This is a genomic window from Actibacterium lipolyticum (assembly GCF_900184935.1).
GTDB classification, from domain to species: domain Bacteria; phylum Pseudomonadota; class Alphaproteobacteria; order Rhodobacterales; family Rhodobacteraceae; genus Actibacterium_A; species Actibacterium_A lipolyticum.
In genome coordinates, this window is record NZ_FXYE01000002.1 from 1,624,349 (window position 1) to 1,639,437 (window position 15,089).

The following is a 15,089-nucleotide window of genomic DNA, read 5'->3' on the forward strand; positions in this document are numbered from 1 at the left end:
TTGGGTTGCTTGGAACCTATGGAGCCACCCCACCCCCGTCAAGATGTCGTTGCGCGACCAAGTGCCTGAGCAACAAGTTGTGATGGCAGCGGCATCAAGGTTGCGGTGCGTGTCCACAGGATGGCGGTTTCCACGGTTTTATTAGGGAAAACTGCCGAAAGCGCGGCGGCGTAGGCCCCCATTTGGCGCAATAACCCGTCAGGAACGTCGTTGGCAGTATCAGGAACCATGGCGTTTGATTTGTAATCCACGGCCAGCACGCGCCCCTCTTCGATGATCAAACGGTCGATGGTGCCATGAAGAGGCTGACCGCCAAGATCTGGCAATGTGGCGGTCACATCGACCTCGGCCAAGGCGTCTGCCGTAAACAGATGGGCAAGTGCGGGTGCGGTCAAAACAGTCTCTGTTTCAGCCAAAAGCGCGGCAATTTCATTCGGTGTTGGGCCTTCATCCCCAGACAACAGGCTTTGCGAAACGTCGGCCCATTCGCTGCGATCATACGTCGGAAGATGTTCCAGCAATAGGTGAAGGCGCGTCCCGCGCAGCTTTGCGGCTTCTTCGTCCAGCCCCGCCCCGTCGCCGGGTAGGATTTTTGCACCGCCAAGATCAGACGGTGAAAGTGCGGGCGCCTCTTTTTCAGGTGTCACGGCGCGCGCCCTTGCCCAATCGGGAACAGACGGCGGCGGTGTGACGACGACGGGCGCTTCGGTAAGTTCGCCCGCGGACCAATCGCCGGTTTGCACACGTTTGCCCATGCCAAAACCAAAATCGTGATCCTCGGCCCCTGCCCGCTCCATCCCTCCGGCGATGCGTTCGTACCAGCTTTCACCTTTGGCCAGATCGCCCGCCGCGCAGGTGATCAGCCATTGTTCCGCACGGGTCATCGCGACGTAAAGCAGGCGCTGGCGTTCTTCCTGCTGCTTAACGACAAGTCGTTCGTTCGCAGCCAACACGGGCTTCGCACTTTCGGCTTTGGCGGTTTTCCAAATCGCCATGCCGTCGGGCGTTTCGAAAATCTCATCGTTGATGCGGATGTCGCGCTTTCCGGTGTCGGGCAGAATAACGATCGGTGCCTCCAACCCCTTGGAGCCGTGGACGGTCATCACCCGGATACGGTCGCCAGCACTATCAAGCTGACGCTTAATTTCGACCTCGTCGCTGGACAGCCACGTCAGGAACCCGGTCAGGCTTGGAACCTCCAGCCGTTCATAGGCCAATGCCTGTGACAGCAGCGCGTCAATCCCATCTTCGGCCTCTTCCCCCAGCCGTGCGATCAGTTTTCTCCGCCCGTCATGACGGGTCAGAATGCGTTCGATCAGGTCATAGGGGCGCAGGAAGTCCGCATCGCTGCGCAGGGCATCAAGGGTTTCGAACGTGTCCCCGAACTGGTCTTTCTGTTTGCGCAGCGTTTCCCACAGGTATTTTTCCGCCCGTCCCGCCGCAACGCCATAAATTGCCTTTTCGTCCCAGCCAAACAGCGGCGACCGCAGCGCGCAGGCCAGTGAAAGGCTGTCTTCCGGTGTGGCCAGAAACGACAACAGCGCGTTCAGGTCTTTCACCGCCAATTCGCCACCAACCTTCAGCCGGTCAGCGCCTGCAATTGGCAGGCCCGCGCTTTTACAGGCGCGAATGATTTCGTGAAACAGCGCCGATCGCCGCTGCACAAGGATCAGAAAATCGCCCGCGCGCACCTTTCGCCGTGTTCCCGGGCCATCCTCAAGCGTTTCGCCGTTGCGGATCAGGCGGCCAATTTCGCTGGCAACCCGGTTGGCCAAGCGCACGTTGTGATGTTCGGGCGATGGCGTATCCACTGGGTCGGCCCAGTGCGGCTTTTCAGGATCTTCGGATTTTTCGATCACGGGCCACAGGTCAACCCGGCCAGGCATTTCTGACTTAAAGGCGCGGTGCGTGACCTCATTCCCCAAACCTTGGCGCGCGTGTTCGTGGAACGTGCAGTCCACGGTGCGCAAAACGGCATCGGAAGAGCGGAATGAATATTCAAGAAGCAGCTCTTGCAGTGCGTTAGAGACGTTTTTCAGCCGCTCAGCGAAATGTTCACGCATCCGGTCGAACCCGTCTGGGTCCGCGCCTTGGAACGAATAGATCGATTGCTTTTTGTCACCCACGACGAAGATGGTACGCTCCACATTCGCCCGCGCACCGCGGCCCGATGTGAACTCTTGCGCCAGAAGGTCGATGACCTGCCATTGCACCGGGCTGGTATCCTGCGCCTCGTCCACAAGGATATGGTCGATCCCGCCATCCAGTCGGTACAACACCCATTCGGCAACGCCGGGGTTGGTCAGCAAGTCACGCGCTTTCAGGATCAGATCGTCAAAATCAAGCCACCCGTGGCGCAGCTTGGCGGCCTGATATTGCGGAAGGAATTCAGTGGCGAACTGATGCAGGGCCAAGGATTTTTCCGCCGACCCAAGTCCAAGCCGCCGTTCCCGCGCGCCTTCGACGCGGGCCATGAATTGCTCCAACTCTGTCATCAGGTCGGGAATGGTTTTCTGGGTGCCCTTTGTCGGGAAAGTGCCGATCTTGGCAGAAAACGGAACCTTTGCCGAAGCACCCGTCAGAAAAACACCCTCTAGCGCGCGAAGGGTTTGCGCGTCAGGTTTGGTAACGTCGATCAGCGACAAGGCCTCGGCCGCCTTGGCGTCCAGTACTGAGCCCGCGCGCAGCGCCGGAATAAGCTGGCCAAGGATCACGTGTTCCGACCCAAGGAAAACCTCAGCCAACAGGGCGTCGATGGTGAAGCCGGGTTTTAGCCCGAATTCTTTGAAAACGGCCTCGGTATCCAGCGCCTTTGGCAAAAGCGTGCGGTGCTTGGCGATTTCGCCGGTCAGCTTTGATAAATCGTCGCCCGTAAACCACCGTGCGATACCGTCAAAGGCAACAGGCACCGGCGCGTCGGCCAAGTTTTCCACAATGTCTTCGCGAAGACGGCGCGCGGCGCGATCGTCCATTTCCACGAATTGCGGGGAAACGCCCGCCTCTAAAGGAAAGCGGCGCAACAGTGACGCGCAGAACGAGTGGATCGTCTGAATTTTTAGCCCACCGGGGGTTTCGATAGCCCGTGCGAACAATCGGCGCGCGCGACGCAAAGTTTCATCATCGACGCCTTGGTCCAATCCAAGGTTAACCAGCTCTTTGCGAAGTTTGGTTTCGTCCAGCATTGCCCATTCGCCCAGTCGGCGGAACAACCGGTTCTGCATCTCGCTTGCGGCGGCTTTTGTGTAGGTCAGGCATAAGATGTGCTGCGGAAGCACCTCGTTCAGCAAAAGCCGGGCCACACGATCGGTCAAAACACGGGTTTTGCCCGACCCGGCGTTCGCCGATAGCCATGTAGAGGCGCCGGGGTTAGCGGCCTGAACCTGCCGCTCTGTCGCTGCGTCGCGCTTCATTCGCCGACCTCCTCGGGGGATGGGGGTAAGCTTTCATTCCATTCGCCATAGCGGGACAGGTGGTCGTAATCCGAAGCATCCTCGCGCCGGAAACTTGCGCGGCGGGCGGTGTAGCCCCGTTCCGGTTGGCGGTATTTTTCGATCAGCTCACCAAGGTTCGCCCAGGTTTCGTTGGCCATCCCGTCAGGCAGGTCCATCCGATCAAACTTGGGGTTTGGCCCAAGGCCGATATAGGCGACCTGCGCCACGGGCCCTGCGGCCAAATCCTTGAACCCGCCGCGTGCGGCCATCGCTGCCTCGAGCAACAACTGTTTGTCGTATTCTTCCATCTGTTTTTTCGATGGCGGCGAACCGGTTTTGTAATCGTAGATGACCAACGTGCCATCCGTGCGCTGGTCTATCCGATCCGCTTCGGCGGTAAGTTCAAAGCCGTTTTGTAGTGAAACAGAGCCTTTTCTTTCCAGCGCGATCCAATGGGCATCGACCTGACGTTCAGCTTCGCCCAGCAAGAACCAATCGGCCACGCGGGCAAGCCGGGCACGCCACATGCGGCGGGCGGCAGGCCACGGCGCGCTTTCGGCGAACACCTGATCGGCGATTGAAAGCAGCTGATGTTTTGCGACCTCGGGATCTTGATCCACACCGTGGCGAATGAACTCTTCGAACACTTTGTGCAGGATGGTGCCCCGCAATGGCGCGTCAGGTTCTTGGCGCAGCGCATCAAGTGGGTTCAGGTTCAGAATATAGCGCGCGTAAATCGCATAAGGGTCGCGGATCAGGGTTTGAATCCGGGTGACCGACAGTTTGTTGGGCCGCGCGGTAACGGGCGGGCAGGGTGACGGGCGCTGCGCAGAGGGTTCGCGCGATGCTGGTTCTTCCAGCGCTGTTGCGACGGACAGCCAATAGGCCCCTTTTGCGCGCATGTTTTTCAACGCCGCGTCGCCACCCTGATTGGGCAAGCCGTTCAGCAGGTTGGTAAGCCGGTTCAGCCAGCGGGACGGGACGGTTTCAGCCTCGGCATCGCGCACGGCGCGGGTCAGGAACACCTCTTTCGCGCCGATGGCCTGCTGAAAGTCATGGGCCGCAAGGCCGATACGGCGTTCGGGCAGCAAAAGGCCCGTGTTGCGGCGCATTTCGCGGTTTAGCCACGGATCTGGCGGCGGGACCGAGGGCCAGCTTCCTTCGTTCAACCCGCCCAGAATAACCAGATCGGCACCCTGAACGCGGGCCTCTAGCGTACCCCAGATCATGATACGGGCGTGGGGCTGGATTGGGTCGTGAACTTCGTGCCGGCCAAGGACCGCGCGGAACAGATCACCATAGTCGCGTGGGGAAAGATCCCCGCCATAGCCTGCTTCGGCGACAAGCGCGGTGACGGCTTTGTGCGCCTCTTTTCCGGCGGGTTTGTCCCACAACCCGCCGCTGCCTTCGGCGGATGGGCCAGCGGCCAAAGCTTCGGACAGGGCAATATGCTGCGTCAGGTGATCGCTAAGCGGACGCTCTTGGATGGTGTCTAGCCCGGTTAAAATATCCGCCAGCCATATGGCCCAATCCATTCGACCGTCGTCATTCTTTTCTGCCCAGCTGATCAAATCATGACCTGTCGGGAAGGGCGGGCCGTTGCGGCGAATGTAAAGTTCAAGTTCGCGCGTCCACAGCAAGTGGTTACCGCGCAGACCGGGGGTTGAGCTGGTAAGCGGGTGCTTCAGCAGCGTCAGCAATGCCTCTGCCGTCAGTTTTTGGCCAAACAACGCAGCGATATGGCGGAAAAACCGGCCCGGCGCGGAAAGTTGAAGCGGAAGGCCCGCGCTGTCATCCGGTTCGATGCCCCAGCGATCAAGGGCGGCGGTAACCTGTCGGGTCAGCATCCGGTCGGGCGTGATCAGCGCGGCGGTGATGCCGTCCTCTGCCGCTTGGCGCAGACGCAGCGCGATCGCCATCGCCTCTGCCCGGGGCGAGGGAGCCTCGATCAGGGTCATGTCCGCAGTTGCGGCGGCGATTTCGGTCAGATCACGCCCTTCCGTTAGCCACTGATCGGTCACAGGGGCAGGGCGCAATGCAAGCGAAATCAGGCGGTTTCGTGCGGGATTGGGTGCGGGTGACCCTTCGTTCCATTCATCAACATCCGGTCGGGAAATGCCCAACGCTGTCATCAGTTTGCGAAAGCGGAATTGCGGGTGATCCTCGGCCGTCATCGCGTCGTCCAAGGCATCCCACACGACGTCGGGTTGGTCAAAATCAAAGCCCGGAAGGATAACCGCGCCCTGCGGAAGCCGCGCCACGGCCTCCATGAATAACGCGGTTGCCCCGCGTGATCCGGTTGAGCCCGCAACGATAATTGGGTGTTGAGGCGGCGATGTTTCCCACAGCTTTACCAGAAACTCTGCGGCGCGACGGTTGCGCGCCTCTCCATCAAGGCCATCTTGGCCGTCTGTCCCAAAGAACTGTTCCACAATGGTCAGAAAGCTTCGCGTCCGTTCCCAGTGTTCGGAAAGATGCGACACATCAAGGTTATGCAAAACCTCGGGCGCAACACCTTCGCCCTGCATTTCGTCCATCAGCCCGGCAAGGCTATCCGCCAGATCGAAAATCGCAGCACTTGGGGCAAGATCGGGTTCACGCGCCAAAAGCCCGGCGACCAGTTGGCTTAGCTCAAGCCGGCGGCGCAGGGGCGGAATGGCGGGCGGCAGGTCGCCAAGGCCAGAAATCCGCGCCATATCGGTGACAAGTCTTATGCGCGGTAAAAGCCGGGCCGGGCCCTTGTCAAAAAGCGAAACCAAACGGCGCTGCATACGCCGCGTGTTCACGAAAATCTCGACCTTGGCCCATGCTTCGGGGGGGTGACCGGCCAGCCGCTTTTCCAGACCAAGCAACAGCTCCTTCGGGAAATCCGCACCGGGGGGAAGGCCAAATACCCGTGGGCCGGGGCGATCAAACATCCTTGGCCTCGGACAGCATCGTTTCAGCAAGGGCAATGCTTTCGGGTTTGCCGACGTCGCACCAGCCGCCATCGTGAACGACGCCGAATAGACGTTCGTCCAGCAGCATAGAGTCCCACAGCAGGTTCAACGAGAATGCCTTGTCCGGGATGGTTTTCAGCCCCTCGGTCTTAATGATCTGCAAACCGGAATAGACGTCACCGGGGCCGCGGATAAGGTGCCCGTTGTCGGAAAACTCAAAGTCCCCGGAACCCGAATGCCCAATCGCGTTTTCACGCGGCACAAGCAGTAACAGGGCATCCATCCGGTCCGGATCCCAAGCCTGCAGCAATGTGTTAAGCGGGTTTGGCCCGGTCCAGACGGCGTCGGTGTTCATCGTGAAAACAGGGTCGCTGCCCAGCTTTGGCAGGGCGTTACGTAGGCCGCCGCCGGTTTCAAGAATCTCTGACGCTTCGTGCACGACATGAACATTTGGCCGCCCAGATATGTGTTTGCTGACCTGACTGGCGTGGTAATGGGTGTTTACGACAACGGTGTTGATTTTCGCCGCGTCGATCTGTTGGAACGCGTGATCGATCAGCGGCTTCCCCGCCACTTTGATCATGGGCTTTGGCGTGTCGGCCGTAAGAATGCCCATCCGGGTGCCAAACCCGGCGGCGAAAAGCATCAGCGCATCGGGTTGGTTTTGCATCGGTCTTTAATCCTTTGGCAAATCTCGGGTGTCGGGTGCGGAAGAAGCTGATCAACCTGTTCTTTCACGCCGCTTAGCGCTGGATGTGACAGATCGCGTTGCAGGTGGTTCCAGACGCGCGGCAACAAGTCAGTGTAATTTGGCTTGCCGTCGCGGATACACAGGCGTGCAAAAACTCCCAGAATGCGAAGGTTCCGCTGGGCACCCAGCACGGAATAAGCCGCATTGAACGCGGCACTGTCGCATCCGGTTGCCGCAATGTAACGCGCGACCATCGCGGCTTGAATGCTAGGGGGCACATCGCGACGCGCATCTTCCAGCAAGCTTACCAGATCATAGGCAGGGTGCCCGGCCATCGCATCTTGGAAATCAAGCAAACCGACGCGGGCGACCCCGTCACGCGCTGGAAGCCAAAGCAGGTTTTCGGCGTGATAGTCGCGCTGGATAAGCACCGTGTCATCGGGTGCGTGCTGGGTCAAAACAGTCTCTAACTCTGCGCAAAAGGTCGCGCGGGTATCGTCAGCGGCGGGTTGATCGGTCGCGCCTGGAAGATACCAATCCAACGCAAGGGCGGCCAGATCGCTCATCACGGGTGGGGAATAGTGATCAAGCTCTGCCGGGGCGGCGTTATTGTGAAGCGCGACAAGCAGGTCGGTCGCGGTTTCATACAAAGCCTGTTCAGGGCCGCGTTGTTCGGGGATGACGCGTGCGAACAGGTCATCGCCCAAATCTTCTAACAACAAGAACCCGGCAGAGGTATCTTCGGCCAGAATTTGGGGCGCGCTTAACCCCAAAGAGTTCAGGTATTTGGCGATCCGCACGAAGGGGCGGACATCTTCGCCCTTTTCCGGGGGCGCATCCATTAGAACAACTGTTCCGCCGGTTTTTTTGTCGGTAAGCCGATCATAGCGCCGGTTGGATGCATCACCGGCAAGAACCGTGCGCTGGGCCGCGCCCCAGCCAGCGGCCTCGATGAAGTTACGGGAAAGTGTAGAGCGATCAATCATACGAGGCCTCAGCCAAAAGCGGGGTAAGCCGATCCGCCCAGCGCGGATCAGTGGCGGATAGTGTAAGCTGGCGCGCGTCATCTGTGTCGCCTTGCGAAAACGTAAGGGTCAAGGCGGTCTCTGGCACCAGCTCTCCTAACCGGTCGGGCCATTCGATCAGGCACAGCGCGGTTTCAAACGCGTCTTCAAGGCCAAGCTCTGTCACCTCGTCAGGGTGCGTCAGCCGGTAGAGGTCAGAATGCCAGATTTCCAGCGCGCCCGCGTCATAGGTCTGAACAAGCGTAAATGTCGGTGACGGCACATCTTCGACATGGCCATCGCGGGCCATCAGAAACTGGATCAACGACCGCGCGAAATGAGTTTTCCCGGCACCGATGGGACCTTGAAGCAACAGAACGTCGCCCGCGCCAAGCGCCGGAGCAAGCCGTTGGGCCAGCTTTGCGGTTTCCTCTTCAGAGCGAAGGGTACATGAGAATGGCAACGGCACGGTATTCGCGGACATGCCGTCAGTTTTAACCCGCCACTGCGCACCCGCAAGGGCTGATCACAGTGTTGCGCCTGAAACCGCCAAAGTGCTGCTGGGCGAAAGGCCCGGGTTCGGCTGCGCCATACTGAAGGCCGCAAGCGTTGCACCGCCTGCGATCGGCGTTAACTGGCAAGTCAGGGTTTCACCGTTGGGCAGTGTAAGGTCCGTGCGCCACCGTTGGCGCAATTGCCGCCCGGTTATGAAATCCTGCATGTGGCTCCATGCGGGCGCAGGGCCGAATTTCTGCTGCCAAAGCTGAACCGAGTCGTGAATGCCAACCTCGCCCAATGTCAGGCATGGATCGCTTCCCCACAATTCGGCATAGGCGTTGTTCGACATCGTCAAAACCCCAGCCGAGGAGAAGACGGCCATCGCCTCATCAAGGCTGTCGAAGACGGCTTGGCCGACCTCCAATTCTGCGCGGAAGCGGCGGGTTAGGGACACTTCCGAACTGATGTCTTCGAACATGAACGCAACAGCCCCATCGGGATGCGGGCGGCCCGCCACGCGGTAGGTTTGCCCAGATGGCAGCGTCCATGTTTCCTCAAACACGCCGCTGGCGGCATCTTGTTCCAGCGCGGTCATCTTTTGCCGCCAGGTTTTGTAATCTTTCGGTTCCGGGATCATCTGCTTTTCACGCAGCCGATCAAGGAACGCAAACAACGTTGGGCGCGCGGTCAGAAACTCTGGCTCTAGCAGGCACAGGTCAATCAGGGCGGGGTTGAACATCACCAGATGACGGGACCGGTTGAAAATCGCCAGCCCGGTTGGCAGGTGCGCAAAGGTTTTGGTTAGCGTTTGCACGAAATTGCGCAGACTAGCCTCGGCGTGGACGGTCGCATCGGCGGGAAGGCCAAAGAACATCGGTTGTTCGCCGCCGGTGCCAGCCATGCAATCAAACCAATGCGTTTCGCCACTGGGCAGCGTGATCGAAAGGCGGCGCGGTTCAAGGCCATCGGTTTTGAACAGGTGGGGCAGGGGCCAGACCAGTGTTTCGCCGTCTTCCAACGTTTCGCGCACAAGGTTCAGATATGCGTTGTTGGCCCAGCTTACCCCATTGCTACTGTCAAGTTGCCAGGCCAACGCGGGGACTTGGCTGGCGACCCGCTGTAGAACGGAAAGCTCTGAATTTAGGGCCGCAAGGCTTTGTTGATCTATCGCGGCGTTGTCTTCGGCTGTTTGGGGGTCGATCAGCGCAATACGAAGGGTTTCACCAAGCGCGCGAATGCGCAGCTGCGCCGCGCCGGATGCTTCGTCCAAAACGACGGCACCGTGTTCGGCCACTGTTTTCAGTTGCGCCAGATAGTCGGGAAAACGAGGTGTCAAAAGCGCCGACAGCTTATCCCATTCGGGCAATTCTGTTGGCGCGCCCTCCAAAAGCTTCTGCGCACGTGGGGTGGCGTCAATCAGGTGTTCTTCGTCGAATAGGAAAACGGTGTCTTCACCCTGAGCGTCTGTCGCGGCGATGGGCGGAAGGCGTGGCGTTCCAAACCGGGTGAGCACGTATAACGCCGTCACTGCCGTAAAAAGCGACGACCCCAGCAGGACAAGCACGATACCCCAGTCGAAACCCATTTTGCTTAACCATTTCTTTCCAAGTTCTTGAGCTTCAGTTTTTGGACAGAAAGGTTAAGCGCCGGTTAACTATACGGATCCTTAGCTTTGGAAGGGCTGGTTTTCACCCAATGCAAGGCCTGCGGTTTTCGGATCAGGCGTGATGGCCGCACGTGGCCAGACCACCTCGACCACGGCGCCGCAGCGTTCCGGGCGCTTTGTGCTTTCTTCAAACGGATCATACCCGTTGGCAAAGCTAAGTTCGGCGCCGGATCGTTCAAGCAGCGTTTTGGCAATGAAAAGGCCAAGCCCCATGCCTTCGTATTCGGGGCGCTTTTCCTTATCGCGCGGGCTGCGACGGCGGCGCATGAACGGATCACCGATGCGCGCCAGAACGTGGGGTGAATAGCCCGCGCCGTCATCCATGATCCGCACGCTGATTTTGTCGTCGGACCACTGCGCCTCGATCCAGACGTTTTCGGCGGCGAAATCCACTGCGTTTTGCACGAGGTTGCGTAGACCGTGAATGATTTCCGGGCGGCGTTCGATGCTGGGTTCCCGTGGATCGCTGCCAGCGGCGGCGGCAATTTCGAAATGCACGGTTTTGCCCCTGTCCTGATGGGGTTCGGCTGCTTCGCTGACGACATTCGCCAAGGGGGCGATGCGCATCTGCAAATCGTCTTTGCCCGCCCGCCCCATAGAGCGCAGGATGTCGCGGCACCGATCAGCCTGTTCACGGATCAACGCCGCGTCGTCGCGTTGTTCCGGGTTATCGCCCAGTTCCTCCATCAGTTCGCTGCTGACAAGTTTGATCGTGGCCAATGGCGTGCCAAGTTCATGCGCAGCGGCCGCCACGACGCCGCCAAGGTCCGTCAGCTTTTGCTCGCGCCCCAATGCCATTTGTGTGGCCAGCAGCGCGTCGGACATGGAGTTAATTTCAGACATCACGCGGCCCGCGTAAATCGCCAGAAATGCGACCCCGATCAGGATGGCGACCCAAAAGCCAAACAAGAAGATATCGGGCAGCCGCTGAACCTCGCCCATGGCGTCGCGCAGCGGTACGTGAACAAAGGCGACGAACGTCATCAACGTTGCGGCGGACAGCCCCAACAACAGCGTCGAACGAAGCCGAAGCGCCGTCGCAGAAATGGTAACGGGCGTCAGGATCAACAGCGCGAATGGGTTGTTCAAACCACCTGTCAGGAACAGCAGAAACGCCAGCTGCGAAGCATCGAACAAAAGCATCAGCGTGGCCTCTTCTTCCGACAGACGCTTGTTTTCGGGGTAAATGAAGATCGCAAGTAGGTTCGCGATTACGGCGGTGCCAATCGCCAAAAAGCACATGCCAAGCGGCAACTGTAGCCCAAGCGTGTTTTGTGCGATGGTGATGGCAACGATTTGCCCGGTAATGGCGACCCAGCGCAGCAAGATCAGCGTGCGAAGCCTGACCCATTGGCTGCGTTCGCCGGGGCTTAGAATGCCGATGTTCCCGCGGTCTGTCATAGCACCTGTTCCCTGTGGCAAGCTGTTCCCTTGTATATCCCGGTCAGACGCGGGATCAATGCGCCGCTATATGCTTACATGGAGAGATCGAATGACCCGCCTTTCAGCCATCCTGTCTGCCGTCGCCGTTGTGGCCCTGTTGGCGGTCGCGGTGGTGTTTGCCCTTCGCCCCGATAGTGAGGGCGACAAATATGCCCAGTGCCGTGGCATGCAGGTTGCAGGTGGGACAGCCAGCATCGGCGGGCCATTCACGCTGATTGATGAAACCGGCCAAACGGTGACCGACACGGATGTGATCACCAAGCCGTCACTGCTTTACTTTGGCTACACATTCTGCCCGGATGTGTGCCCGTTGGACAATGCGCGCAATGCCGAAGCGGTCTCTATTCTGGACGAGCGTGGCTATGACGTTAATCCGGTTTTCATCACGATCGACCCAGCCCGTGACACACCCGAGGTGATGGGCGAATTTTCGGACTATATGCATGAAAAGATGATCGGCCTGTCGGGCTCACCCGAACAGATCAAAGCCGTGTCACAAGCATACCGGACCTATTACGCCAAACGACAGACCGAGGATGAAGAGTTCTATCTGATGGATCATTCGACGTTCACCTACCTCGTCTTTCCGGGGGAAGGGTTCATCGACTATTTCCGCCGCGAAGAAACGCCAGAGCAGATGGCAGACCGCGTCACCTGTTTCATTGACGCATCAAAAAACTAAGGCACGGGGTAATTTGACCCATGCCACAGAACGCCCTAGAACGTTTCTAACGTATACCAAGACATTCAGGAGTGTGCGCAATGGCGGACGGTGAGTCTCAGGATATCGGTGAAGACAAGTCCCTTCTGCTTGTCGATGATGACGAGCCGTTTCTGCGGCGATTGGCACGGGCCATGGAAAAGCGCGGGTTTGAACCTGAAATGGCTGAATCCGTTGCTGCGGGTAAGGCCATTGCCACCGCACGCCCCCCGGCTTTTGCGGTTGTCGATCTGCGCCTCGAAGATGGTAACGGCCTGGATGTTGTCGAAGTGCTGCGTGAAAAGCGCCCAGATGCGCGGATCGTTGTTTTGACGGGTTACGGCGCCATTGCCACGGCTGTTGCTGCGGTGAAAATGGGCGCGACTGATTACCTGTCTAAGCCCGCTGACGCGAATGACATCACCGCCGCGCTTCTTGCGCCGGGCGATGCGTTGCCGCCGCCGCCTGAAAACCCCATGTCCGCGGATCGTGTGCGGTGGGAACATATTCAGCGCGTGTATGAACTGTGTGACCGCAACGTTTCTGAAACGGCGCGTCGATTGAACATGCATCGCCGTACGCTTCAGCGTATTCTGGCCAAGCGAAGCCCTCGATAACGGGTAAGCCGTCAGAGAGAGCATTGTTTGTATGAGTAACGAAAGCGCGACCATTCCCAACCCAGACGGCGGTTGGTCAACGGAAATCGTGACCATTCGGGATGCGATTGTCATGCCGCCCGAAATCTCCAAGATGCGGCAGCCTGCCGGTGTTTTGCACCGCGATGGCAGCTATTGCGCCCATGCGGCGCTGTGGCGTGGCAAGAAGCCGATCACGTTAGAACCCTCTATGCCGACGGGGCCTTTGCCGCGTCTAGAGGGGCGTTGGTTGTGGGGTGGCCTTCTGTGGGCGCATTTCGGGCACTTCCTTGCGGAAAGCACGGCCCGTCTGTGGGCGCTTGATTACGAAGGCGGCAAGTTCGACGGTGTTTTGTTCATCCCCAAACGCCCGCGTCTGGGCGAACAGATCCAACCGTTTCATCGCGATTACCTTGACATGATGGGTTGCAACCTTCCGATCCGCGTCATGGCGGAACCCGGCGAGGTGGAAGAACTGATCGTGCCGGGGCAGGGGTTCGGCCTTGGCGAAATTTCCGCCGGAACAGAGGCCTATCGCGCCTCAATCCACAAACGGTTCGGGGCCGATGTTCCTGCTGACGGGCCAGATCGGCTTTATGTGTCACGCTCCGAGCTGGGTCTTGGCAAGGGCGGTTTGCTGGGCGAAGTGACGCTGGAAGAAAAGCTGGCCGAGCAGGGATACGAAATCTTCCACCCGCAAAAGCACGACATGAAAACGCAGGTTGCCCGGTATAAGGCTGCGAAACAGATTATCGCGGGCGACGGGTCGGCGCTGCATCTGTTTGCGATGGTCGGCCGTCCGGATCAGCAGGTCGCGGTGGTTTTGCGCCGGTCGTCGAATGTTGTGGATAACCTGATCAACCACCTAACCCATTTTTGCGAACGAGAGCCCATCGTGCTTGATGCGTTGGCCCGCGAATGGGTGCCGCAATTCAAGCAACGTTCCAGCCGGTTGTCGTTTGGCGAACTGCACTTGCCCCGCCTTCAGCGTAAATTGGTGCGATCTGGCTTTATCGAACGGCGCGAACCTTGGCGTCCGCTGAGCGATGAAGACAGAAACGCTATTTTCGCCGAAAAGGGCCTGACGGGCGACCGTGCCTTTGTGGAAGGTACGGCGATCGTGAAGCGTAACAAAAAGTAAACCGCAGCTTAGAGTTCCGATTTCAACCAACGGACAAAGGTTTTCTGTGCTGGCTTAACGATACCCGGTCGCGACACCAGAAAATACGCAGGTGTCTTTTCGCATTTGGAATGGACCAGATTTAACCGCCCCTCGTGAAGGTCTTTTTCCCCCAGCGCTTCAAGCTCCACGTAAAGGCCATAGCCCTGACGCGCGGCTGCAATTGCAAGCTCTTCGGTTGGAATGAAATTGATGTTCAAGGCATCGGTGTCCATCCCCAACCCTTTGAGCCACGCAAGCGGTTCAGGCCGGTTCGGTTCCATCACCCACGGCATCTTTTCCATCTCGGCAATTGTTGGCGTTTTGCCTTGCAAAAGTTCCGGCGCCGCGACGATCATGTAGCCCGCAGGGATAAAATATTCAGACTGAAGCCCGGGCCAATCACCCGCACCGAACCGAATGGCCAGATCCATCCCATCGCGCCGCATATCAACGATGCGCCGGTCAGGATGCAGGGAAATAGGTGTGTCCGGATGCTCTTTCCAGAAGCGGCCAAGCCGGGGCATCAGCCATTGCGTGGCAAACGCCGGCGTAAGCGAGATTTTCAAAGGCTGCGCCGCGTCGCGGTCACGTATGTCCAGAACACCAGCTTTGATGGTTTCAAACCCATCACGAAGGGCCTCGGCCAATTGCGCACCGTCAGCCGTCAGGGCCATTGTGCGCCCATCCCGGTAAACAAGCCCGACGCCCAAATCTTCTTCAAGTGCGCGCACCTGTTGGGAAATCGCGGCGTGGGTGACGTTCAGTTCGCGCGCGGCGGCGCTGAAACTTTCCAACCGCGCCGTCGCTTCAAACGCGCGCAGGGCAGTCAGCGAAGGTATTGTGCGCCAGTCCAATTCGACCACCTGTAAGTTTGGCTAACATATCTGAAATATCCCTGACTCAGCGATACCTCGCTTTCA

General features: G+C 58.9%; 11 protein-coding genes. 3 read left to right on the forward strand and 8 right to left on the reverse strand.

Going from position 1 to position 15,089, the window contains the following annotated elements; genetic code table 11:
- Window positions 1-38: 38 nt before the first annotated feature.
- The 7 genes from addA to regB all read right to left on the reverse strand — a co-directional run bounded on the left by addA (window position 39) and on the right by regB (window position 11,630).
- The gene (addA, locus tag COL8621_RS16550) at window positions 39-3,410 is read right to left on the reverse strand and encodes a double-strand break repair helicase AddA (RefSeq protein ID WP_093968371.1); all 3,372 of its coding nucleotides are present in this window, start codon (window positions 3,408-3,410) and stop codon (window positions 39-41) included.
- On the reverse strand, window positions 3,407-6,349 hold the full coding sequence (gene addB, locus COL8621_RS16555) for a double-strand break repair protein AddB (RefSeq protein ID WP_093968372.1): 2,943 nt from the start codon (window positions 6,347-6,349) through the stop codon (window positions 3,407-3,409). Before addB ends, addA begins: the two co-directional genes overlap by 4 nt.
- A complete protein-coding gene (locus tag COL8621_RS16560; protein ID WP_093968373.1) occupies window positions 6,342-7,040 on the reverse strand; it encodes a nucleotidyltransferase family protein in 699 nt (232 codons plus the stop codon). The genes addB and COL8621_RS16560 overlap by 8 nt, the downstream gene beginning before the upstream one ends.
- A complete protein-coding gene (locus COL8621_RS16565; RefSeq protein ID WP_093968374.1) occupies window positions 7,016-8,047 on the reverse strand; it encodes an aminoglycoside phosphotransferase family protein in 1,032 nt (343 codons plus the stop codon). Before COL8621_RS16565 ends, COL8621_RS16560 begins: the two co-directional genes overlap by 25 nt.
- Window positions 8,040-8,549, reverse strand: coding sequence for a tRNA (adenosine(37)-N6)-threonylcarbamoyltransferase complex ATPase subunit type 1 TsaE (gene tsaE / locus COL8621_RS16570; RefSeq protein WP_093968375.1), 510 nt, complete (start codon window positions 8,547-8,549; stop codon window positions 8,040-8,042). The genes COL8621_RS16565 and tsaE overlap by 8 nt, the downstream gene beginning before the upstream one ends.
- 42 nt (window positions 8,550-8,591) lie before the next feature.
- Window positions 8,592-10,148 carry a PAS-domain containing protein gene (locus COL8621_RS16575; RefSeq protein ID WP_093968376.1) on the reverse strand — a complete coding sequence of 519 codons (1,557 nt, stop codon included), beginning with the start codon at window positions 10,146-10,148 and terminating at the stop codon, window positions 8,592-8,594.
- Between the two features lie 81 nt (window positions 10,149-10,229).
- Complete coding sequence (gene regB / locus COL8621_RS16580) at window positions 10,230-11,630, reverse strand: sensor histidine kinase RegB (RefSeq protein WP_093968377.1); 1,401 nt, start codon at window positions 11,628-11,630, stop codon at window positions 10,230-10,232.
- A 91-nt stretch (window positions 11,631-11,721) separates the two neighbouring features.
- On the opposite strand from regB, the gene COL8621_RS16585 reads away from it, so the two are divergent.
- The 3 genes from COL8621_RS16585 to COL8621_RS16595 all read left to right on the forward strand — a co-directional run bounded on the left by COL8621_RS16585 (window position 11,722) and on the right by COL8621_RS16595 (window position 14,148).
- On the forward strand, window positions 11,722-12,354 hold the full coding sequence (locus tag COL8621_RS16585) for an SCO family protein (RefSeq protein WP_093968378.1): 633 nt from the start codon (window positions 11,722-11,724) through the stop codon (window positions 12,352-12,354).
- A gap of 80 nt (window positions 12,355-12,434) precedes the next feature.
- Complete coding sequence (locus tag COL8621_RS16590) at window positions 12,435-12,989, forward strand: ActR/PrrA/RegA family redox response regulator transcription factor (protein ID WP_093968379.1); 555 nt, start codon at window positions 12,435-12,437, stop codon at window positions 12,987-12,989.
- A 31-nt stretch (window positions 12,990-13,020) separates the two neighbouring features.
- Entirely contained in the window at window positions 13,021-14,148 is a 1,128-nt protein-coding gene (locus COL8621_RS16595; RefSeq protein WP_093968380.1) for a glycosyltransferase 61 family protein, read from the forward strand.
- Window positions 14,149-14,156: 8 nt separating this feature from the next.
- On the opposite strand, the gene COL8621_RS16600 is transcribed toward COL8621_RS16595, so the two are convergent.
- On the reverse strand, window positions 14,157-15,023 hold the full coding sequence (locus COL8621_RS16600) for a LysR substrate-binding domain-containing protein (protein WP_176438518.1): 867 nt from the start codon (window positions 15,021-15,023) through the stop codon (window positions 14,157-14,159).
- Between the last annotated feature and the right edge of the window lie 66 nt (window positions 15,024-15,089).